19 protein-coding genes and 1 tRNA gene are annotated in these 20,342 nt (G+C 64.2%); 7 read left to right on the top strand and 13 right to left on the bottom strand.

Annotated features, from left to right (window positions below; all coding sequences use genetic code 11):
* Positions 1–4 precede the first annotated feature (4 nt).
* Genes EJ072_RS22780 through EJ072_RS22770 form a run of 3 tightly spaced genes read right to left on the bottom strand, consistent with a single transcriptional unit; the run spans position 5 to position 3,646 of the window.
* The gene (locus EJ072_RS22780; protein WP_126081398.1) at positions 5–976 is read right to left on the bottom strand and encodes an ABC transporter permease; all 972 of its coding nucleotides are present in this window, start codon (positions 974–976) and stop codon (positions 5–7) included.
* Position 977: 1 nt separating this feature from the next.
* Positions 978–2,117 (bottom strand): ABC transporter permease, encoded by a 1,140-nt coding sequence (locus tag EJ072_RS22775; protein ID WP_042639286.1) that lies wholly within the window; start codon positions 2,115–2,117, stop codon positions 978–980.
* Entirely contained in the window at positions 2,114–3,646 is a 1,533-nt protein-coding gene (locus EJ072_RS22770) for an ABC transporter ATP-binding protein (RefSeq protein ID WP_126081397.1), read from the bottom strand. The genes EJ072_RS22775 and EJ072_RS22770 overlap by 4 nt, the downstream gene beginning before the upstream one ends.
* Positions 3,647–3,902: 256 nt before the next feature.
* Between EJ072_RS22770 and EJ072_RS22765 the strand changes: the two genes are divergently transcribed.
* Both EJ072_RS22765 and EJ072_RS22760 read left to right on the top strand, forming a co-directional pair.
* Entirely contained in the window at positions 3,903–4,112 is a 210-nt protein-coding gene (locus EJ072_RS22765; protein WP_126081396.1) for a SlyX family protein, read from the top strand.
* Between the two features lie 22 nt (positions 4,113–4,134).
* A complete protein-coding gene (locus tag EJ072_RS22760; protein ID WP_126081395.1) occupies positions 4,135–4,542 on the top strand; it encodes a hypothetical protein in 408 nt (135 codons plus the stop codon).
* 106 nt (positions 4,543–4,648) lie between these two features.
* Here the strand turns inward: EJ072_RS22760 and EJ072_RS22755 are convergent, their stop codons facing one another.
* Complete coding sequence (locus EJ072_RS22755) at positions 4,649–5,638, bottom strand: BMP family ABC transporter substrate-binding protein (RefSeq protein ID WP_095817026.1); 990 nt, start codon at positions 5,636–5,638, stop codon at positions 4,649–4,651.
* A 71-nt stretch (positions 5,639–5,709) separates the two neighbouring features.
* On the opposite strand from EJ072_RS22755, the gene EJ072_RS36110 reads away from it, so the two are divergent.
* The gene (locus tag EJ072_RS36110) at positions 5,710–5,853 is read left to right on the top strand and encodes a hypothetical protein (RefSeq protein WP_189343080.1); all 144 of its coding nucleotides are present in this window, start codon (positions 5,710–5,712) and stop codon (positions 5,851–5,853) included.
* Positions 5,854–5,915: 62 nt separating this feature from the next.
* Here EJ072_RS36110 and EJ072_RS22750 read toward each other — a convergent pair whose 3' ends face one another.
* From EJ072_RS22750 to EJ072_RS22735, 4 genes are all read right to left on the bottom strand, one after another.
* Positions 5,916–6,242, bottom strand: coding sequence for a hypothetical protein (locus tag EJ072_RS22750; protein WP_126081394.1), 327 nt, complete (start codon positions 6,240–6,242; stop codon positions 5,916–5,918).
* A 100-nt stretch (positions 6,243–6,342) separates the two neighbouring features.
* Complete coding sequence (locus EJ072_RS22745) at positions 6,343–7,044, bottom strand: DUF2569 family protein (protein ID WP_126081393.1); 702 nt, start codon at positions 7,042–7,044, stop codon at positions 6,343–6,345.
* A gap of 98 nt (positions 7,045–7,142) precedes the next feature.
* Positions 7,143–8,555, bottom strand: a complete 1,413-nt coding sequence (locus EJ072_RS22740; RefSeq protein WP_126081392.1) for a bifunctional serine/threonine-protein kinase/universal stress protein — start codon at positions 8,553–8,555, stop codon at positions 7,143–7,145.
* An 18-nt stretch (positions 8,556–8,573) separates the two neighbouring features.
* Positions 8,574–9,314 (bottom strand): metallophosphoesterase family protein, encoded by a 741-nt coding sequence (locus tag EJ072_RS22735; RefSeq protein ID WP_126081391.1) that lies wholly within the window; start codon positions 9,312–9,314, stop codon positions 8,574–8,576.
* A 480-nt stretch (positions 9,315–9,794) separates the two neighbouring features.
* Between EJ072_RS22735 and EJ072_RS22730 the strand changes: the two genes are divergently transcribed.
* Positions 9,795–9,884: transfer RNA gene (locus EJ072_RS22730), tRNA-Ser, on the top strand.
* A gap of 419 nt (positions 9,885–10,303) precedes the next feature.
* Here the strand turns inward: EJ072_RS22730 and EJ072_RS22725 are convergent.
* On the bottom strand, positions 10,304–11,275 hold the full coding sequence (locus EJ072_RS22725; protein WP_126081390.1) for a LysR substrate-binding domain-containing protein: 972 nt from the start codon (positions 11,273–11,275) through the stop codon (positions 10,304–10,306).
* Between the two features lie 216 nt (positions 11,276–11,491).
* On the opposite strand from EJ072_RS22725, the gene EJ072_RS22720 reads away from it, so the two are divergent.
* The 3 genes from EJ072_RS22720 to EJ072_RS22710 are packed head-to-tail and all read left to right on the top strand — an operon-like array spanning position 11,492 to position 14,544.
* Positions 11,492–12,385: an NAD(P)-dependent oxidoreductase gene (locus EJ072_RS22720; protein ID WP_126081389.1), complete on the top strand. Its 894-nt coding sequence runs from the start codon at positions 11,492–11,494 to the stop codon at positions 12,383–12,385.
* A gap of 27 nt (positions 12,386–12,412) precedes the next feature.
* The gene (locus EJ072_RS22715) at positions 12,413–13,780 is read left to right on the top strand and encodes an MmgE/PrpD family protein (RefSeq protein ID WP_126081388.1); all 1,368 of its coding nucleotides are present in this window, start codon (positions 12,413–12,415) and stop codon (positions 13,778–13,780) included.
* A gap of 26 nt (positions 13,781–13,806) precedes the next feature.
* A complete protein-coding gene (locus EJ072_RS22710; RefSeq protein WP_126081387.1) occupies positions 13,807–14,544 on the top strand; it encodes an SDR family oxidoreductase in 738 nt (245 codons plus the stop codon).
* A 49-nt stretch (positions 14,545–14,593) separates the two neighbouring features.
* Here the strand turns inward: EJ072_RS22710 and EJ072_RS22705 are convergent, their stop codons facing one another.
* The 4 genes from EJ072_RS22705 to EJ072_RS22690 are packed head-to-tail and all read right to left on the bottom strand — an operon-like array spanning position 14,594 to position 20,320.
* Complete coding sequence (locus EJ072_RS22705) at positions 14,594–16,087, bottom strand: sugar ABC transporter ATP-binding protein (protein WP_126081386.1); 1,494 nt, start codon at positions 16,085–16,087, stop codon at positions 14,594–14,596.
* Positions 16,084–17,178, bottom strand: a complete 1,095-nt coding sequence (locus EJ072_RS22700; RefSeq protein ID WP_126081385.1) for a strictosidine synthase — start codon at positions 17,176–17,178, stop codon at positions 16,084–16,086. The genes EJ072_RS22705 and EJ072_RS22700 overlap by 4 nt, the downstream gene beginning before the upstream one ends.
* Entirely contained in the window at positions 17,175–19,292 is a 2,118-nt protein-coding gene (locus EJ072_RS22695; RefSeq protein ID WP_189343079.1) for an SMP-30/gluconolactonase/LRE family protein, read from the bottom strand. Before EJ072_RS22695 ends, EJ072_RS22700 begins: the two co-directional genes overlap by 4 nt.
* A gap of 23 nt (positions 19,293–19,315) precedes the next feature.
* Positions 19,316–20,320 carry a sugar ABC transporter substrate-binding protein gene (locus tag EJ072_RS22690; protein WP_126081384.1) on the bottom strand — a complete coding sequence of 335 codons (1,005 nt, stop codon included), beginning with the start codon at positions 20,318–20,320 and terminating at the stop codon, positions 19,316–19,318.
* Positions 20,321–20,342 lie beyond the last annotated feature (22 nt).

The following is a 20,342-nucleotide window of genomic DNA, read 5'->3' as shown; positions in this document are numbered from 1 at the left end:
GACCTCAGCGTTCCTTGACATAGGGCACACCACCGGCGCGCGGCGGTATGGCCTTGCCAATGAAGCCAGCCAACAGGATGACGGTCAGCACATAGGGCAGCGCCTGCATGAACTGCGCCGGCACCTTGCCGACAAGGGGAAGCGGCGACCCCTGCAGGCGGATCGAGGCCGCGTCGAGGAAGCCGAACAGCAGGCAGGCGAACATGGCGTTGACCGGCTTCCACTTGGCGAAGATCAGCGCGGCCAGCGCGATATAGCCCTTGCCCGCCGTCATGTCCTTCACGAAGCCGCCATTCTGGACCATCGACAGGTAGGCGCCGGCGACCCCGGTCAGGATGCCGGTGCAGATCAGCGCGCGATAGCGCAGCCAGGGGACCGAAATGCCGGCGGTGTCGACGGCAGCCGGGTTCTCACCCACGGCGCGCATCCTGAGCCCAAAGCGGGTGCGAAACAGCACCCACCAGGTGAACGGCACCATGGCGAAGGCGAAATAGACCAGGATCGAGTGGCCTGAGATCAGCTCGGCATAGATCGGGCCGATGATCGGCACATCCCTGATCGCCTCGGCGCCGGGCCAGATGATCGCCTCGAAGCGTTCGCCCGGCTGCAGCGCCGGCGTGCGCCCGCCCTGCTGGAACCAAGCCTGGCCGAGGATGATGGTCGATCCGGCGGCGATGAAATTTATCGCCACCCCGGACACGATCTGGTTGCCGCGATGGGTGATCGAGGCGAAGCCGTGCACCAGGGCAAAAGCGACCGAGATCAGGATTGCCGTGCCGAGGCCGATCAGGGCCGAGTGGAAGACCGCGGCGGCCGACGCCCCGGCAAAGGCGCCGACCAGCATCTTGCCTTCCAGCCCGATGTCGAAGATGCCGGCCCGTTCCGAATAGAGGCCAGCCAGGCAGGCGAGCAGCAGCGGCACAGAAAGGCGGATGGTCGAGTCCAGCACCTGGACGATTGCGTTGAACATATCCATCTCAGGCCCCTGTCCCCTTGACCGCCTGCATGCCGACCGACTTCGGACTGACCGAGGCAAAAAGCGCCTGGATGTAAGGCCTGAACATATGCTCCAGCGCGCCGGCAAACAGGATGACAAGGCCCTGGATGATGACGATCATGTCGCGGCTGATCGCCGGCATCTCGAAGGCAAGCTCGGCGCCGCCCTGGTAGAGCATGCCGAACAGGATCGCCGCCAGCACGATGCCGACCGGATGCAGCCGGCCCATCAGCGCCACCGCGATGCCGACATAGCCGGCGCCGGACACGAAATCGATCGCGACATTGTGCTGGTCGCCCATGACGGGGTTGAGCGCCATCATGCCGGCCAGCGCGCCTGAGATCATCATCGCCGTGATGATGATGCGGGTTTCCGAAATGCCGGCATAGCGCGCCGCCTTCGGGCTGTGGCCATAGGTGCGCATCTCATAGCCGAGCCTGGTGCGCCAGATCAGCAGCCAGACCAGGAAGGCCATGACCAGAGCCAGCAGGAAGCAGATGTTGAGCGGCGCCGAGCGGATCTTGGCGCCGAACAATTCAATCACCCAGTTGAGTTTCGGCAGTTCCGCCCCGGCAAGGAAATTGCGCGTCTGCGGCGCCTGCGAGCCGGCCGGCTTCAGCGCGCCGACCAAGAGATAGACCATCACCGAGGCCGCGATGAAGTTGAACATGATGGTGGTGATGACGATGTGCGAGCCGCGCTTGGCCTGCAGATAGGCCGGGATCAGGCCCCAAAGCGCGCCGAACGCAGCGGCGGCCACGATCGCGATCGGAAAGATCACCCACCAGGGCATCACGCTGTCGAGGCTCAGGCAAACGAGCGCGATGCCCAGGCCGCCTATATAGGCCTGGCCCTCGGTGCCGATATTGAACAGGCTGCAATGCGCCGCCACCGCCACCGACAGTCCGGTGAAGATGAAGGTGGTGGCATAGAAGAGCGTGAAGGCGATGCCCGTGCCCCTGCCGAAGGCGCCTTCGACGAGGATGACGGCAGCGCGGAACGGGTTCTCGCCAACCAGCATGACGACGAAACCGGCGACGATGAAGGCGACCGACAGGTTGATCAGCGGGATCAGCCCGTAATCGGCCCAGGCCGGCAGCTTGGCATAGGGCGTGCTCATTCGGCGGCCTCCTGGTGCTCGACGCCGGCCATCAGCAAGCCGAGTTCGCCTTCGGTCGCCTCGGGGCCGCGCTCGCCGACGACACGGCCGGCGAACATCACCAGGATGCGGTCGGAAAGCGAGCGGATCTCGTCGAGCTCGACCGACACCACCAGCACGGCCTTGCCCTGGTCGCGCATGGCGATCAGCCGCTTGTGGATGAATTCGATGGCGCCGACATCGACGCCGCGCGTAGGCTGGCCGACGATCAGCACGCCGGGGTCCTGTTCCATTTCCCTGGCCAGCACGATCTTCTGCTGGTTGCCACCGGAGAAATTGGCCGTCTTCAGCCGCGGATTGGCGGGGCGGATGTCGTATTTCTCGATCTTGTCCTTGGCGTCGGCCATGATGACATCGACGTCGAGGAACGGCCCCTTCAGATAGCGCTCGTCATCGTGATAGCCGAGGATGGAATTCTCGTTTTCCTCGAAAGCGAGCACCAGCCCGACATGGTGGCGGTCCTCCGGCACATGGGCCAGCCCGCGGTCGCGCAATTCGCCGGGATCGGCCTTGCCGGTGAGGTCGATCGGCTTGCCGTCGAGCATCACCTCGCCGGAGACCGCATGCCTGATGCCGGAAATCGCCTCCAGCAGCTCGGACTGGCCGTTGCCGGCAACGCCGGCAATTCCGACGATCTCGCCGCCGCGCACGTCAAACGAAACGTCGTCGACCATGGTGACGCCGCGCTGGTCCTTCACCGTCAGGTTCTTCACCGACAGTTTCACCGCGCCGGCTTCCGACTGGCCCTTCTCGACCCTGAGCAGCACGCGCCGGCCGACCATCAGCTCGGCCAATTCGCCGACCGTGGTTTCCTTTGTCGTCCTGGTCGCGACCATCGTTCCCTGGCGCATGACCGAAACCGTGTCGGTGATCGCCATGATCTCGCGCAGCTTGTGCGTGATGAGCACGATCGTTTTGCCCTGGTCCTTCAATTGCTTGAGGATGCGGAAGAGGTGGTCGGCCTCGGCCGGCGTCAACACGCCCGTCGGCTCGTCGAGGATCAGGATCTCGGCGCCGCGATAGAGCGCCTTGAGGATCTCGACGCGCTGCTGCAGGCCGACCGGCAGCTCCTCGATGACGGCGTCGGGATCGACCTCGAGGCCGTATTCGCGTTCCAGTCGGTCAAGCTCCGAGCGCGCCTTGGTTATGCTGCTCTTCAGCAGCGCATCGCTTTCGGCACCGAGGATGACGTTTTCCAGCACCGTGAAATTGTCGACCAGCATGAAATGCTGGTGGACCATGCCGATGCCGAGCGCGATGGCATCGTTGGAGGTGTGGATCGAAACAGGCTTGCCGCCGACGCGGATTTCGCCGCTGTCGGCCTGGTAGAAGCCGTAGAGGATCGACATCAGCGTCGACTTGCCGGCGCCGTTCTCGCCGACAATGCCGTGGATGGTGCCGCGCGCGACCTCCAGGTTGATGTCGCGGTTGGCGCGCACCGCGCCAAAGCTCTTGTTGATGCCTATGAGCTCAATTGCGGCTTGCGCCATGCAGCCTGTCCCACTCAGTATTTTTATCGCTTGGTCAAAATGCCTAGCATGATGCCCCGCTTATGCCAATCGGCCGTTCACTCTCGACAAATCCCCGCGCCCTTGTCAATTTCGAACCTGAGCAGGTTCCGCAAAAGTGTCCCGCGGTTTTGCGATCGGAACCTGCGAGAACCAACTGAGCATAAGCGGGTACTCGTGGGCATCCCACCAATATCTGCTTGGGTGAAGGCTTCATATTCGCAAGGAACGGTTTTGCATGGCCACGCCTGACGATCGGCTGACGACGCTGGAAATCCGCGCCGCCGAGCAGGAAAAGACCATCGAGGAACTGTCCGGCCAGATCGCCGAACAGTGGAAGGTGATCGAGCGCATGGAGCGCAAGCTTGCAGCCCTGACCAACCGGTTCCTTGAACTGGAGGAGCAGACCGCCTCCGACGTGCCGGTGAGCAAGCCGCCGCATTGGTGAGGAGCCATGGGAAAAGACGGCCATGTCCAGTGAAAGCGACCGCGTCGCCCGGGCCGGCGACTATGTCTTCGGCTTGATGAACGACAGAGAACGCGCCCGCGCCGAGCGCGACCTCGAGATCGATCCCGCCTTTCGCGACACGGTGCTGCGGCTCGCCGAGCGCCTGCGCGCGCTTGATCCCGCGGCGCCCGGAGCGCGCGGCAATCGCTGGGAGCTGGTCACGCAACGCCTTGCCGAACTGCCGCAGATGCAGGCGCGGCTCGCCGGCATTGCCGCTCCCGAGGCCGAACCGCCGCCGGTGATGATCCACCGGGTCGAGCGCAAACCCTACGGCGTCGGCCTGCATTCGCTTGGCGGCAGGCTTGGTTTTGTCATTGCGCTCGCCCTGCTGGCAGCCTTCGCGCTCGGCTATCTCGTCGGGACGTTATAGGATGTCGCCTTCGGCCACGGCTTCGATCGTCGGCCGCATCACCCCCGGCCAAAAACGAAACCGCCGGGCGCTGGCCCGGCGGTTTCAACCCTGCTTCAGCTGCCGATCAATAGGGGCACTTGTTGTCAGCGGTATAGTCGTGCACCTCGATCTTGCCGGCGATGATGTCGGCCTTGGCCTTTTCGACCGCTGCCTTCATCTCGTCGGTCACCAGCGCCTTGTTGTTGTCGTCCATGGCGTAGTCGACGCCGCCTTCCTTGAGGCCGAGATTCTGGAGGCCGCCCTTGAAGGTGCCGTTCTTGCCGTCCATGAAGGCGTTGTAGACGGCGACGTCGACGCGCTTCATCATCGAGGTCAGCACCTTGCCCGGCTGCAGGCCGTTCTGGTTGGAATCGACGCCAACGCCGAGCTTGCCGGCATCCGCCGCCGCCTGCAGCACGCCGACGCCGGTGCCGCCAGCCGCCGCGTAGACCACGTCGGCGCCCTGGTCGATCTGGGTCTTGGCGATCTCACCGCCCTTGGCCGGGTCGTTCCAGGCGGCCGGCGTGTCGCCGGTCATGTTCTGGATGACGTCGGTCGCACCTGCCGACTTGGCGCCGCCGACATAGCCGCATTCGAACTTGCGGATCAGCGGGATATCCATGCCGCCGATGAAGCCGACCTTCTTCGACTTCGATGCCATCGCCGCCAGGATGCCGACGAGGTAGGAGCCTTCGTTCTCCTTAAAGACCAGCGAGCGCACATTGGGCAGGTCGACGGCATCGTCGATGATGGCGAAGTTCAGGTCAGGATAGTCTTTCGCGACCGCTTTCAGCGCGTCCTCCCAGGCAAAGCCGGCCATGACGATCGGGTTGCGGCCGTCCTCGGCGAAGCGGCGCAGCGCCTGCTCGCGCTGCGAGGCATTCGAGACTTCGAATTCGACATAGGCGACGCCGGTTTCGGTCTTGAACTTCTCGGCGCCGTGATAGGCGGCCTCGTTGAAGGATTTGTCGAACTTGCCGCCCAGATCATAGAGGATGGCCGGCTGCACGTCCGCGGCGAAAGCCGGAAGAACCATTGCGGTTGCGGCCAGAAGGCCGAGAACGATACGTTTCATGTGATCCACACCCTGTCGGTTATTTTTCCGTTTTGCGCCGCCTGCCTGCCCGGTTCTCCGGCAGGCTGGCGATGCCAGGCAGGAAGTGTTTGCCCTTCCCGCTCGCGGCCAATCTGGCACGGCGCGAAACAAAATTCACGTGGATTTTTGACCTGTTGGAAAAAGCGGTTACCGGCGGTCCGGCACGGCTCTTTGAGCAATTCCAGGAAAAGTGAAGCGGCAGGCTCGGCGGTTTCGCCGTAGCATTCCGCCCGGAATAGCGTCGCAACAAGAGCCTTCAGGAACTTGGAGCGAATTCCGCGCCCCGGCGCCTGCGCCGGTAGCCAATGGCGTAGAGCAGGAAAGCAAGCACCGCGAACACGGCGAAACCAGGCTGCGCGAGCACCCAGGCGAAGGCGCCGTCCCACACCAGCGGACTTGCCTTGGCGCGCACGAAGCTCTCGAAGGCGGCCCGGGTATCCGGCGAGACCGCCAGCCAGCTTGCGTTGAGCGGCGTCATCACCAGCGAGGAGGCGGCGACCGAGCGTGTAGTGTCGATCACCGCCATGATGACCGAAATCGACAGCGCTATCATGGCTGCCAGCCGAAAGATGAAACGCAACATCGACGCTCTCCCCGGGAAGGCTCCCGTCTACCCCGCCATCGACATAGAGCGTGCGTGGTTCCCGCGCAATCGCGGCCCCCATGAAATTGACACCTTGAAATTACCGAGCCCGCGGCGGCCCGCGCCGGTTGACCCGCCAGATTGCGAAAATGCCGCCGGCGATCGCGCCGACGATCAGGCCGCCCAGCCCGATGAAAGCGGCGAAAAATCCGCAGGCGCCCTCGAAGCAGCTCATATGCGTCAGGTCCGCGATCAGCGAACCGGCGAAGAACCCACCAAATGCGCCGATCACGCCGCCAAGGATGATGCCGAGCAGCGCGGCGAAGATCGAGACGAAGACCGGCGGCCGCTCGGTCTCCAGGTTGGCGTAGACCGTCTCTGCGCCGGCCCCGTTGCGCAGGAGATAGATACAGAGCAGGCCGACGGCGATCTCGGCGACGGTGAAGCCCAGCCCCTCGGCCGAGAACACGAAGTCGGACACCAGCAGCACATAGGCCTGGCGGACCAGGATCCATATGATGATGGCGACCTGCCAGATCGTGTAGTGGCGCGGGAAACGGGCCGATCGGTTGAAGGCGAGACCAAGCAGGTACAGCCCCCACAGAATGGTGATGACGCCGCCGGCGAGGCCGCCATAGATCAGGAAGAGGACGTTATCCGGCAGGCTGAAGTCGCCGATCAGCCGCCAGTTCGAGATCAGGCCATAGGCCGACAGGCCCATGACGATGACGAGCCAGGCCACTGGGATGAAGGAAAGCCCGCTGTCCGGCCGCCCCGCGGGTTGCTGGTCGATCGATGCCATGTCAGGACAATGCCCCTCGCAAAGCCCAATGCAATTCTGCAAGCAGTCGACAGGCAGGCAAGGCCGAAGTCAAGCTCGCTTGCAGAGCACCGACCACTTCACGGCGACAGCCGCCTTTCCTCCTCGACCGCTTTCAAGCGCACGACCGACACCGAGCAAAGGGCCCGCGCCACGACCTTGGTCGACACGCTGCCGAGGTGGCGGCGAATTGCCGAAGAGGATCGGGCGCCGACAACGATGTGCCCGACATCATTGTGCTCGGCATAGTTGAGGATCGCGTCGGCCGGACTGACCGCCTCCAGCACGTGATAGCTTATGCGGTCCTCCGGCAGATGCAGCGGACGCGCCCAGTCCTTCAGCGCGACCAGCCGCTGCAGATAGACAAGGCGCCCTGATTCATCGACATCCGGTGTCTTGCCGACAATCTCGGTCTTCAACACGGTCACGCAGGCCAGCCAGGAATCCGGACGTGCCGCAAGGACACGCGCGGTTTCGTTGCGAACCTCGCCGGCCAGCGCATCGCTTCCATTGGCAAGGTCGACCGCGGCCAAGACGATCGGCGGTCCGGCGCGCACTGCCGAGCTCGCCGCCTTGCCAACCAGCGACTTCTCGTCCGTTCTGCGGAAGAAGTTCCTGATCGCTCCCCAGGCCCGTTCCTTCGATGGCGCGCTCTTCCTGGCGACCACAACCTGATCGGGATTCCTGAGATCCGAAAGAACATGCGCCGCTTCGCCATAGCGCCTGGATCTATCGACTTCCATGCATCGAACAATGACGGCCTCCAGCCACCTCGGCACGGCCTTGTCGATGTCTCGCGGCGGCTTGGGCGCATGATAGAGCCTGCGCTTCATTCCCGCGAAGGTGGCCGGACGCCCGAACGGCTCCTCGCCGGTGGCGAGCTGATAGAGGATGCAGCCCAGCGCGAATATATCGCTTGCGGGATCGGACCTCTCGCCCAGCACCTGTTCCGGCGACATATAGGCTGCCGTGCCCATCGGCACGGAACTCTCTTCGCCGAGAAGGTCCGGAAGCTCCGCATGGCGGGCGAGGCCGAAGTCCAGGAGCACGGCGCCGCGCTCGGCCAGAATGATGTTTTCAGGCTTGAGATCTAGGTGGACGACCTTCTGGCGGTGCAAGGCGGCGAGCGCCTTCGCGATTTCCGCGCCGATCCTTGCCACCTCGTCCGGCGGCTGTGGCGCGCGGTTCGTCAGCTCCGCCAGACCGATGCCGGCGACGAACTCCATGGCAATATAGGGAACCTTCGCCAGGCTTCCGGATGCCGCGAAGCGTGGCACATGCGGACCCGACAGGCGTTTGAGGATCAGTTCCTCGGCTTCGAAGCCGAGAATGACGGAAACGTCTCCGCCCGGGTCGAGAAACGGTATCTTCAGCAGAAGCGGGAAATCGAAATTCGGATTTCTCGCGCGCCATAGCGTTGCCATGCCGCCGGATTGAAGCCGCTCGACGAGCTCGAAACCATCGATGCTTGCCCCTGCCTCGAACTTCTGCATCCATCGCCTCCAGGTTGACTAGCGGCCGATCTTCAAGCGCATGCCGAGCCACCCGGGCAAGCCTGACGCCTGAATCTTGCGGGCGGTTTCTTCATGATCGTAAGGAACGCGCACCATCGTCACCTCACGCCGTTCCGTGTCGAGAAGCGCGAAGCAGGCGGCCGGGTTGCCGTCACGCGGCTGGCCGACCGCCCCGACGATGACAAGATGCCGCCTAAGCTCGGACAAGGGCGCCCCCACATTGTCCAGCGGCCGAAAATGAACCGGCCGTCTGCCGGGCAAAGCATAGTAAATGGCTGGAACGTGGGTATGGCCACAGAAGATGAAGCGGGCATCGCTTGAGGAGAGGCAGCGTTCTGCCGCGTCGACGTCGCGTATGTACAACCATTTTTCCTGCCGCTCCGCGCTGGCGTGCACATACAGCCGGTCTTCGGACCGGAGCGAAAGCGGCAGCTGCGCGAGAAAGTCGAGATGCTCCTGGGCGAGCCGTTCGCGAGTCCACTCGATGGCGGCCCGCGCGTTCTCCGTCATGTCGGTCCGGCCCAAGGCCGCCGCTTCATCGTGGTTGCCCTTGATGCAGAACGCGCCGCCCTCCACCAGATCGGCGGCCTTCTCGACCACATAGACAGGATCGGGCCCGTAGCCGACCAGATCGCCAAGCAGAACCAGCTGGTCCGGCGCCTGCTCCCGAACGACCTCCAGGACTGCGTCGAACGCCTCACGGTTGGCATGGATGTCAGACAGGATCGCGATGCGCATTCAACCTTGTCCCGGGAAGCGAGCAACATAGCAAGGCGACGGCTGCAAGGAATTTGATCCGGCTCAATGCCCCTGCGCGAGCTTACGGCGGAGATTCCCCCCAATGCGGTCACCTTGTCGACTTCCACGACATTGCCTGCAGATCGCTGTCCACCCTCTCACGCACGCTGAAACCAGGCTGCAGCTTAGGCGCGAACGGTCTTACGGGTCGGCCCGCATACATCACGCGAACGCGCGGCACGCCCTCGTTGCGGCGGCCTTCGAGGCCATCCACGGCCAAAAGCCTTTGCATCGCCATTATGGCTTGGCATTCGCTTTCGGATCGACTAGATGAGCCCCGCGCCTGTTTGCCTAGACGGCTAGCGGGTGCAGGGAAGGGTTGCCCGCCGGTTGAAGGCACACCATGTCCGTCGAGGACTTCCCACGGGAGCATCTCCCCAACCCGCGCGGCAAAACCGGCCGGCGCGAGATGTCAAGGACGGAGAGGTGGCCGAGTGGTTGAAGGCGCACGCCTGGAAAGTGTGTTTACGGGAAACCGTAACGCGGGTTCGAATCCCGCTCTCTCCGCCAGAATTTTCCTAATAAATCAATGATTTCATACACTTAGATCATTATTGAAGTCCTTCAAGATCGAAGCGACCTTAATCTGCGTAACAAACCGCCAAGAATCCGCTCAGTCCGCCACAGCGTCGCTCAACGTCGAGGTGGTCAGCATCCTATTCGGGCCGCAAGCAGACGTCAGCTTGCGGCCGCAGGCTTCGAGGGCGGAAGCCGAAGAAGATCTTGTATATCGCATGGCCTCACGGCGTGCGGGCAACGTGCGAGCGCGGGCAGGGTTAGATCCTAACCAATGCGACGCGGCAGACCGCCTTTCGCACGAAAGAACGCCCCCCCTCATAGCGAGAACCGCTGAAGCCCAAGCGGAGAATCTGCGTCCGGCAATGCCGAGGAGCGCCGTACCTTCCCGCGCGTCCGGCATGGCTCGCTCCTTATCCCACTCGTCCGAGGTGAGCGGCAGGTTCAGGGCCAGGAGACGGCGGACGCGGCTCCCAGACCCCGAGCTTGCGCAGGACACGCACCTCATCGCGGATGAGCGTCGTCAGCGCGCGTATGACCGTCGTGGTTGGCCGCTGGCTGGACGTGGCCAGAAGCAGCTCCCGCTCGATCGGGGGATTGCGGATGCGCCAGTAGTTGATCCTGCCTTCGGCAACGAGGTTGTGGCAGCTTGAATAAGACAGGATGGTGTAGCCTATCCCCGCTTCGACGAGCCGCAAGGTCGAAGGCATGGCGTCGACCTCGACCTCGATATTCGGCTCGATGCCGGCGGACCCGAGAATGTGATCCAGCACCACGCGCAGGCCATGCGGCCTCGCTGGCAGGATCATCGGCAGCCGGGACATCACGTCCGCATCGACAGGGCCTGGCCCGAGATTGTGTGGGTCGTTTTTGGCGCCGAGCAGGAACAGCTCGTCGCGCAGGATGGGTTCTGCCAGAAGATTGTTCATCCTCGGCGCGTTGTACAGGACCGCGACGTCGATCTTGCCCATCACCAGCCATTCGAGCAGATGGCCGCTGAAGCCTTCGATCACCCTCAGGCTCACCTGCGGGAACTGGACGCGGAAATTCTGCACCAGCGGCGCCGTCAGCACGACGCCGACCGAGGGCGGCATTCCGAGCACGATCGTGCCACGCGGGTTCGAGCGCAGCGCCGCCAGTTCCGTCTCGGCGCGCGCGGCCTGCTCAAGCAGGGCCACAGCGTAGCTTTGCAGGATCTTGCCGGCTTCCGTAAGCACGATGCCGCGGCCATTGCGATAGAGCAGCGCGACGCCGACCTTGTCCTCGAGCGACTTGATCTGCCGGCTGAGCACCGGCTGGCTAATCGAAAGCGCCACCGCCGCGCGTGAGAAACTGCCGAACTCGGCCACGGCGGTAAAAAGCTGCAGTTGCTTCAGATCGAACATCAGGTGCGGCCCTTGGCTCGAATGCGGGAAACCGCATTGTCGAAGCACGCGGCAAACGCCTGAGTTTGGGGCACTGAGCGATGGTTGACAAGGGAGGCCCAACCGGCGCCCTGCAAAGCTGTTATGCGGCGAGCGAAGCTTATGCTGCGCTCTGGAATTGGCTTATTTGCTAGCTCATGGCCGTCTGCACCAGGCGGCCTTCCCGGAGTAAAAACTTTGCAGACTCGAACGCTTGGGTTCGTTGGGCTCGGCCGCATGGGCGCGCCTATGGTAAGACGGCTTGCTGAAGCGGGCCACCATGTCATCGTCCATGACCGCAGGCCGGATGCCGCCACGGACCTGCCGGGCAATTCTATAAGCGTGGCCGCCACGGCCGCCGCCGTCGCCGACGAGGCCGAGGTGGTGTTCTGCAGCCTGCCGACGCCGCCGATCGTCAAGGAGGTCGTGCTCGGCGCCGATGGCTTGACATCGGGCGCGAAAGCCAAAGTGGTGATCGACCTGTCAACGACCGGGCCCAGCATGGCCAAGACCATCGCGGCGGAGCTGGCCGGCCGCGGCATCGCCTGGGTCGACGCGCCGGTTTCTGGCGGCATCGCCGGAGCCAGCAGCGGCTCGCTCGCGGTAATGGTCTCTTGCAAGAAGTCGGTGTTCGATGAGATCGACCCGGTGCTGGCCAATTTCGGCAAGCGGTTCTACTGTGGCGAAAACGCCGGCACCGCCCAGGTCGCCAAGCTCGGCAATAACATGATCGCGGCGGCCGTCATCCTGCTCTCGGCCGAGGCGCTGGCGATGGGTGTGAAATCCGGGCTGGACCCGCGCATCATGTGCGACATTATCAATGCCTCGAGCGGCCGCAACAGCGCCACCCAGGACAAGTTTCCCCGCGCTGTGCTGCCGGGAACGTTCGATTTCGGCTTCGCCACCGCCCTCTCCTACAAAGACGTCCGCATGTGCGTCGACGAGGCGGAGAATCTCGGCGTGCCGATGGTCGCGGGCTCGCTGGTAAGACAGATGCTCGCCGCCACGAATGCCCGTTTCGGACCGGACTCGGACTTCACTTCGATGGTACGCATCGTCGAAGAATGGGCGGGAATAGAAATCCGCGCCTGAAGGTGGGAACCGCGGAGGACTTGGGAAATGGCAAGCTTCACGAAGCAATTGGCCGACACGCTGGCCGGCCTGCCCTTGGAAGTGTTCAGTCCTGCCGTCACCGCCAAGGCAAAGCTTTGTCTGCTCGATTTCCTCGGCTGCGCCTTCGAGGCGTCCGCGCTCGATCCGAGCCAGCAAGCGCTGGCCGCGGTGACGCCGGCGCGCGGCGGCCACATCATTGGCGAAAGTCGGCAGGCCACACCGGCGGACGCGGCCTTCGTCAATGCGGTCAAGGGGCATGGGCTGGTCCGCGAGGACATGCACGCCGGATCCGTATGCCATCACGGCGTCGTCGTCTGGCCGCTGCTGCTGGCGCTCGCCGAAACGAAGACGGTTTCGGGGATCGACCTGCTGCGGGCGGCAATCGTCGCCTATGAGGTCGGCGGGCGGCTGGGCCGGATGCTCATCGACCGCGAGCTTTCGGGACTGTTCAGGCCGACGGGGCTGGTGGCTCCGATCGGCGCGGGATGTGGCGCCGCGCGGTTCATCGGCCTCGACAAGGAACAGACCGCGGCCGCGATCGCCTTTGCCGCCAACACGTCGTCCGGCCTCAACCAGTGGCCGAAGAGCGGCGGATCGGACATGTTCTTTCATCCGGGCTTTGCCGCGCGCAACGCCTGGATGGCGGTCCAGCTTGCGGCCGCCGGTGCCTATGGCAGCCCGGACGTGCTTGAGGGAAAATCCGGTTACTTCGCCGCCTTCGCACGCCGGCCGATGCGGGGGCCGGTGCAGCTCTTCCCCGACGGCGAGGCCGATATCCTGGCCGTCTACCACAAGGCGGCGCCTGCCTGTAATTTCGCCCAGACGGCCTGCCAGACCGCGCTCAAGCTCGTCGAGATGATCGGTCCCGGCGCAGCCCCCGTCGAGCGGATCCACATCCGTGTCCCCGCCGCCGCGGCGGCCTATCCGGGTTGTGACAACACCGGCCCCTTCGAGCGTTCACTCCAGGCCAAGATGAGCATTCCTTATGGCGTTGCAGCGGTGTTCGCCAGCGGCCGTCTCTCGGAAGACAACTACAGGGACCTGCGGGATAAGGAGACGCTGCGGCTGATCGATGCCAGCGACCTCTCGGCTAGCGACGAACTGACGGCACAGTTTCCGGCCAAGCAGGGCGCCAGCATCGATGTCGTGCTCGGGGACGGGCGGCAGCTGTCGATGGGGCTTCCGGATGTGATCCCGGCGACCGAAGCCGAAATCCGCGAGCGCTTCAGATCGGCCGCCGCGCCGATCGTGGGCGGCGAGGCCGCAAGGTCGATCGAGGACTTCATCGACCGGCTGGAGTCCAAGAAGGATGCCGGCCGGCTGATGCCGCTCTGCGCCACCAAGGAAAAGGCCAGGCCGCGAAGAGCGGCTTGAGCGGGAAGGCGCATGGAGGACGCTGAATGACAGTTCGGCGAAAGACAGCTTTCGTCACCGGCGCCGCGAGCGGCATCGGCAGAGCCATCGCGACAAGCCTCCAGGCCGACGGCACGCGCATCGTGCTTGCCGACCGGCAGGCCGAGGCGCTTCAGGCGTTGTCAAACCAACTGGGCGGCGAGGTCTTTGCGCTCCCGCTGGACATCACCGACGCGTCGGCCGTCGACGCTTGCCTGGAACAGGTGCCGGCGGAATTCCGCGACATCGACATACTGGTCAATAATGCCGGCCACGATATTGGCGGCCGCATCCGTTTCGACCAGGGATCGGCGGATGACTGGTCTGCCATCATCGAGACCAATCTGATCGGCTTGATGCGCGTCACGCGCGCGATCCTGCCCGGCATGGTCGCGCGCGGCCGCGGCGACATCGTCAACATGAGCTCGATCAGCGCGCTCCGGATCGTGCCCGAGCAGGCGCCCTACTCGGCCAGCAAGGCAGGCGTGCACATGCTGAGCGACATCATCCGCGGTGAGCTCGCGGAGACGCCGCTGCGGGTCATCGAGATTATGCCCGGCCTGACGCGCACCAGCATCGTCACGACCCGCCACCGCGGCGACGAGGAAGCGGCGCGGCAATATTTCGAGCGCTTCGGCATGGCGCTTGACCCCGAGGACGTGGCGCGCTGCGTGATGTTCGCGCTGAGCCAGCCGCCGCATGTCCAGATCGCGCAGATGTTCGTGCTGCCTACGAACAGGTGGTAGGTCCCGTCGCCCAGGCCTGCACTGAGCCGGGCGGCCGGGGCCGGCCTGTTCAGTGAACGGCCGCGTACATGATGCGGCTTTCGCTGGCCTCGGCGATGTCCATCTCCTCGACGACGCGCCCCTGCCGCGCAACGAGGATACGGTCCGAGAGAGCCAGTATCTCAGGCAGATAGGACGAGATCACCACCACCGCCATGCCGCTGTCGGCAAGCTCGTTGATGAAGTTGTGGATCTCGACGATGGTGCCGACATCCACGCCGCGCGTCGGCTCGTCCAGGATGACCAGCTTCGGCTTCTGGATGAGCGCCTTGGACAGCACGACCTTCTGCTGGTTGCCGCCCGACAGCTCGATCACGCGCGCATCGGCATCGATCGCCTTGACGCCCAGTCGCTTGGTCCAGGCCGTGGCAAGCTCGCGCGCATTGCGCGGCGTGACAGCGGTCAGCGGATTGCTGCCGGTCGCCAGCGCGCCGAGCTGGACGTTGCTGGCAATCGTCATCGTCTCGAAGAAGCCTTCGATCTTGCGGTCCTCGGTGACATAGACGACGCCGTCGCGCACAGCGGGCCGTGGCGTGCGGTAACGGACCGGCCGGTCCTCGAAGCGTACGGTGCCGCCGTGGAAATAGTCGCGCTTCAAGACGCCGGCGACGATCTTCATCGTCTCCGTTCGCCCCGCCCCGACCAGGCCGAACATGCCGGTGACCTGCCCCGCGAACACCGAGAAGGAGGTGTTTCGGACCGTATTGCCCATCGACAGGTTCTCGACGCTCAGGATCTTCTTGCCCATCGGCCGCGCCTTGCGCTTCTCGCCGGCATAGAGCTCGCCGGACAGGCTCCGTCCGACCATCGCCTGCACGATGCGATCGCGGTCGAAATTGCGCGTGTCGTCGGTGACGACGACCTTGGCGTCGCGCATCACCGTGATGCGGTCCGACAGGTAAAGCGCTTCCTCCAGCGCATGGCTGATGAAGATGATCGCGATGCCTTGCTCCTTCAGCCGGCGCGCCAGGTTGAAGAAGTGGAATTTCTCTTCCGGCGTCAGCGTCGCGGTCGGCTCGTCGAAGATGATGAGCCGGGCATGATGATGCACGGCGCGCGCGATCTCGACCATCTGCTTCTTGCCGGCGCCCAGGGTGGAAACCTGCGACGTGGGGTCGACGTAGAAATTGAGCGACAAAAGATAGCGCTGCGCCTGGATGTTGAGGCCGCGCAGGCGGTTGAAGAGTTTTTCGTCGCCAAGATAGATGTTCTGCGCGACCGACATCGACGGAACCAGATTGGTCTCCTGGAAGACCATGGCGACGCCATGCGCGAGCGCATCGGAAGGCGAGTTGAAAACCGTCGGCTTGCCGTCCAGCACCATCTCGCCCGAGGACGGCTGATAGACGCCGGCCAGCACTTTCATCAGCGTCGATTTGCCGGCGCCGTTCTCGCCGAGGATGGCATGGATCTCACCCGGACGGACGTCGAGGTTGACGTCCGAGATCGCGAGCACGCCGCGAAAGTCCTTGGACACACCGCGCAGTTGAACCAGTGAATTCATGCCGCCGTCTCGTCGTCGATTGCCACGATCTTGCCCGAGCCCTTGGCGCCGGCGATCAGCCTGCCACCTGTCTCGCAGAGCGACGTCACGCCATGGACATCGCCGTCGGCACGGCTCTGGTAGCTGCGCAGCATGGCCATGCGGTCGTCGCATCGCACCACCAGGCCGGTCGACCATGCCGGCGACCACGGCTTGAGCATATTGAGTTTCTTGCGCGCGCCGCCCTGGATCGGCTCGAGAAAGCTCTTTCCGGTCGCAAGCGCCGGCGCGATCCAGTAGGCCGGATCGATCGTGTCGACCATGCGGCGCCGGTATTCGTCCTCCTTGAGCACGAATTCGACCAGCGGATTGCGGGGCGCGAACATCGCCAGCCAGAAGCCGCCCGAGGCGGACTGCGTCATGCGACCCGGATAGGCGGGCAAGGCCGCAAGCGCGACGCGGGGCTGTGAGCCGCCCGCCAGCGCAAGGACGCGATGCCGCCACGCTTCAGCGACAAAGATGTCCTCTCCCGAAAGCGCCAGGCCTGCCGCGAACTCCAGCCCGCCCAGAAGCCGTTCGGCGCGGCCGCTGCGGGTATCGATGCGCCACACCGAGCCGCTCGCCGACTTCGTCATCAGATCGCGCTTCCATTCGCTCGCCGCGTGGCGATCCGATCCGACGGCGACGAACAATGTCGTCGGATCGGCGAAGACCATGGCCGTCACGCAAGAAGGATTGATGCCTTCGACCTTCAGCGGCCTTGAGGCGGTGCCGGGGCTTTCCAGGAGAATTCCGCGACCTTCGACCGCAATCGCCAGGTTTTCGTCCAGGGCGGCGATGCTGGTCACCAGTCCATCCATCGGACAACGCGCGCTCAGCTCAAATTGCGAGGCATCGCCGCTGGTTGAAAGGGTCAGCAGGTTGTTGCCGGAAGAGCAGAGGATGCCGTCATGCGCGGGTGTGAGATTGTCGACGCCGTCGAGCTGCATCAGCACCGGCATCGCGTCGAGCTTCGCGTTCGGCCGCAACGGCCCGTCCATCGGCGGCACGGTGCTGCCGGTGAGATCGAAGCCGCGGAAATTGGCCCAGGCTTTCCAGATCGCGCCGATCATGAACGGGCGCCCCAATAGGCGTCCTGCGCGCACCAGTTCGGGTCGGCATCGGGCAGGCGGTAGCGCCCGATGCGGTTGTTGGAGACGCCGCCGAGATAGAGCCAGCCGCGATGCTCGCGCATTGAGGTGATCATGGGATGGTTGAGGCCGCCAAGGTCCCAGAGATTGTCGAGGATCTCGCCCTTCTCGTTGAACTTCACCACGCAGCCGGTATTGATGTTGGGATAGAGCCACTGGTCCGGCGCGACGCGACGGGCCATGCGCTTACGGAAGCCGGGCATGCGCAGTGCTAGATCGAGTGCCGGCCCGCGCATGCCGAGCAGCGCCAGCCAGTAATTGCCGTCGGAAGAGCGGTTGATGTTGTCTGGGTAACCCGGAAGATTGGAGATCACCTTCTCGGTCCTGCCCTTCTTCGGACCGTCGAAATAGTAGCGGCTGATCGAGCAGGTCCAGCTCTCGGCGAACATGAAGGATTGCCCGTCGGAGCACATGGCGACGCCGTTGGCGAACACTAGTTTCGGGATTTCCGTATGCGTCTTGCCGGTGCGCGGGTCGTAGCAAATGATGCGCCCGCTGGCGCGGCTCTCGAGCGCATCGGTCGCCCAATCCTCCTGCTCGTAGCGGATGGTCGCCTCGCTGAAATAGATGCGGCCGTCCGGCGCCACATCGACGTCGTCGGCAAGGCGAAGGCGCGAATCGTCCACCACCGAGAACCAGCTGCGGTTCGTCTCGTCGGTCAGCTTGGTGACCGTCTTGTCGGGCGCCACCTGGAAAAGCCCCATGCCGCCGATGCAGACGAGCAGATTGCCGGACTTGTCGAAGGCCATGCCGAGCGGATGGCCGCCAATATGCGCGAACACTTCCGAGCGCTTATGATCGGGGCCGAAGAAGCGCACGATGTCGCCGTGGCGGGTGCCGCAATAGAGATTGTCGTCGCGATCGAGGATGACATCCTCCGGCCCTTCGATCTCGCCGAGGCCAATGATCTCGACCGAGCGCAGGCGGTCGTTGAGCATATAGGGTGAGCCGGGCGCATCGACCTGCGGCGAAGGCGGCAGCGACAGATAAGCGGGCGAGACATAGACCTTGGCCAGGATGCGGTGGCGGTGCTTCTGCCAGCGCATGTCGACGAAGACGGCGAGCAAAAGGATCGCGCCGAGGATCGTCGAGTTTATCGGACCGCTGATGCCGAGATTGATCAGGCCGTTGGTCAGCATGAGCACAAGCAGGCTGCCGATGATGGCCTTGGCGACGGAGCCCCGGCCGCCGCCGATTGCGGTCCCGCCGAGCACCGCGGCGGTCAGCGCCTGGACCTCCAGGCCGACGCCGGTGTCGGACCCCGTGCTGCCGAGGCGTGCGGCGAACAGGAAGCCGGCCAGCGCGCACATGGTGCTCGACGCGACATAGGTGAGGAACACCATGAAGCGCACATTGATCCCGGCATTGAAGGCCGAGCGCCGCGCCCCGCCGACGGCCGTCAACCGCCAGCCGGGTCGCATGCGAGAGAGCACCAGATGCCAGGCAAGCGCGATGGTCAGCGTGATCACCAGCGACACCGGAATGCCGAGCACCGTGCCTTCGCCGATGAACACCCACAGATCCGACATCGAGAACCCCGACATGATCGAGGTCGACATGCGCACGAAGACGATCTCGTAGAGCGAGCGGAAGATGATCAGGCTGACCAGCGTCGTCAGGAAGGCGCGCAGCCGCAGATAGCCGATCAGCACGCCGTTGATGGCGCCGCAGATCATTCCCATGCCGAGAATGCCGGCGAGAACAGCCGGCACGGGCAGCTCGTAGACATTCACGCCGATGAGCGAGAACAGAACGGCCAGCGAAAAGACCGAGGCCACTGAGAGATCTATGCCGCCCGAGATCATGACGACGGTGAGCGCCAGGACGACAAGCCCGAATTCGGCGAACTGCCGGGCGAGATCCGACAAGCTGGACAGCGACAGGAAGTCGGGAATGATCGATCCCATCACCAGCACGGTAAGCACCAGCGCGGTGAACGGGATGGCGTTGTCGATCCATCGCTTGGACATGATCTCCCCGATCAGATGATCGGGGAGATAGCGCGAGCGCAGAGACGCTAGAGTGTCGCTTGACATGATGCTGATTGACTTGCCCCGGCTCACTTCAACTGGTCGAGCGACCAGCAGGTGCGCGGACCGATATTGTCTTTCGTCAGCAGCGTCAGCGGCGTGTAGTAGGAGGTCTTCGATTCGCCTGCCTTGGCGGGCGACAGCAGCGTCTGGACGATCTGCTGGTTGATCGCGTTGCCCTGCAGCGGCACGTCATAGCTGATGATCAGGTCGAGAAGCCCCTTCTGGATGTTGTCGCAGCCGATCTGGTTGCCGCCGCCCGAGGTCACGACATAGACGTCGTTTGCCTTGCCCGCCGCCTGGATGGCAGCGCCCGCGCCGACATCCTGGTTGTCCCAGTTGCCGACCACGCCGCAGAGATCGGGATGCTGCTGCAGCACCGTCTCCATGATGGCGCGCGCCTTGGCCGGATCATACTGGGCGGCCTGCTCGGACACGATCTTGATCGCCGGGTCCTTGGCGAAGGTCTGCTTGTAGGCATAGAGCTCGTAGAGGTCCGACGCCGCTGTTGGCTGGCCGCGGATGATCGCGATCTTGCCGGACTTGCCCGATCCCGTGCCGCACTGCTTCACCAGCGCGTCCGACTCGATATAGCCGACGCGCGACCAGTCGGCGCCGACATAGGCGTCGGTCGGCACTACCGATTCCAGGTTGAGCTGGACCACCTTGATGCCGGCGTCCATCGCACGCTTCAAAAGGCGCGCATAGGACTGGACGTCAGGATTGTGCGCGATGATCAGGTCTGGCTTTTCGGCGATGAGCGCCGTCAGCGCCCGCGTGCCGGCATCCGTGCTCCAGTTCGGGTCGCGGATCTCGAGCGTGTAGCCGAGGTCGGCCGCCTGCTTGCGCATGATCGCCGCCCAGCCCTCCGTCAGGTCGAAGCCCATGGCCAGCGGAATGAAGACGACGCGCTTGCCCTTGAGGCCGTCGTAGAACGGATTGCGCGACGGATTGTCGAGGCCGTCATCGGCATGTGCGGCCCCCGCCAGGCCGAGTGCCATGAGCCCGGCCGCCAGGATAGTTCTGAATTTCATGATTTCCTCCCATTGGATTGCA

Source organism: Mesorhizobium sp. M2A.F.Ca.ET.046.03.2.1, from assembly GCF_003952425.1.
Taxonomy (GTDB): domain Bacteria; phylum Pseudomonadota; class Alphaproteobacteria; order Rhizobiales; family Rhizobiaceae; genus Mesorhizobium.
The sequence above is the reverse complement of the archived record's forward strand: the minus strand, read 5'-3'. Positions and strand labels throughout refer to the sequence as shown.

Excerpts from the sequence above, each read along its gene's own strand:
- EJ072_RS22735 (WP_126081391.1), bottom strand. The coding sequence starts at position 9,314 with ATGCGCATCGCGATCCTGTCTGACATCCATGCCAACCGTGAGGCGTTC.
- EJ072_RS22725 (WP_126081390.1), bottom strand. The coding sequence starts at position 11,275 with ATGTTCGATCTGAAGCAACTGCAGCTTTTTACCGCCGTGGCCGAGTTC.
- EJ072_RS36110 (WP_189343080.1), top strand. The coding sequence starts at position 5,710 with ATGCCAGGCAGGAAGTGTTTGCCCTTCCCGCTCGCGGCCAATCTGGCA.
- EJ072_RS22765 (WP_126081396.1), top strand. The coding sequence starts at position 3,903 with ATGGCCACGCCTGACGATCGGCTGACGACGCTGGAAATCCGCGCCGCC.
- EJ072_RS22695 (WP_189343079.1), bottom strand. The coding sequence starts at position 19,292 with ATGTCAAGCGACACTCTAGCGTCTCTGCGCTCGCGCTATCTCCCCGAT.
- EJ072_RS22750 (WP_126081394.1), bottom strand. The coding sequence starts at position 6,242 with ATGTTGCGTTTCATCTTTCGGCTGGCAGCCATGATAGCGCTGTCGATT.
- EJ072_RS22740 (WP_126081392.1), bottom strand. The coding sequence starts at position 8,555 with ATGCAGAAGTTCGAGGCAGGGGCAAGCATCGATGGTTTCGAGCTCGTC.
- EJ072_RS22745 (WP_126081393.1), bottom strand. The coding sequence starts at position 7,044 with ATGGCATCGATCGACCAGCAACCCGCGGGGCGGCCGGACAGCGGGCTT.
- EJ072_RS22775 (WP_042639286.1), bottom strand. The coding sequence starts at position 2,117 with ATGAGCACGCCCTATGCCAAGCTGCCGGCCTGGGCCGATTACGGGCTG.
- EJ072_RS22690 (WP_126081384.1), bottom strand. The coding sequence starts at position 20,320 with ATGAAATTCAGAACTATCCTGGCGGCCGGGCTCATGGCACTCGGCCTG.
- EJ072_RS22715 (WP_126081388.1), top strand. The coding sequence starts at position 12,413 with ATGGCAAGCTTCACGAAGCAATTGGCCGACACGCTGGCCGGCCTGCCC.
- EJ072_RS22760 (WP_126081395.1), top strand. The coding sequence starts at position 4,135 with ATGTCCAGTGAAAGCGACCGCGTCGCCCGGGCCGGCGACTATGTCTTC.
- EJ072_RS22705 (WP_126081386.1), bottom strand. The coding sequence starts at position 16,087 with ATGAATTCACTGGTTCAACTGCGCGGTGTGTCCAAGGACTTTCGCGGC.
- EJ072_RS22780 (WP_126081398.1), bottom strand. The coding sequence starts at position 976 with ATGGATATGTTCAACGCAATCGTCCAGGTGCTGGACTCGACCATCCGC.
- EJ072_RS22710 (WP_126081387.1), top strand. The coding sequence starts at position 13,807 with ATGACAGTTCGGCGAAAGACAGCTTTCGTCACCGGCGCCGCGAGCGGC.
- EJ072_RS22700 (WP_126081385.1), bottom strand. The coding sequence starts at position 17,178 with ATGATCGGCGCGATCTGGAAAGCCTGGGCCAATTTCCGCGGCTTCGAT.
- EJ072_RS22770 (WP_126081397.1), bottom strand. The coding sequence starts at position 3,646 with ATGGCGCAAGCCGCAATTGAGCTCATAGGCATCAACAAGAGCTTTGGC.
- EJ072_RS22755 (WP_095817026.1), bottom strand. The coding sequence starts at position 5,638 with ATGAAACGTATCGTTCTCGGCCTTCTGGCCGCAACCGCAATGGTTCTT.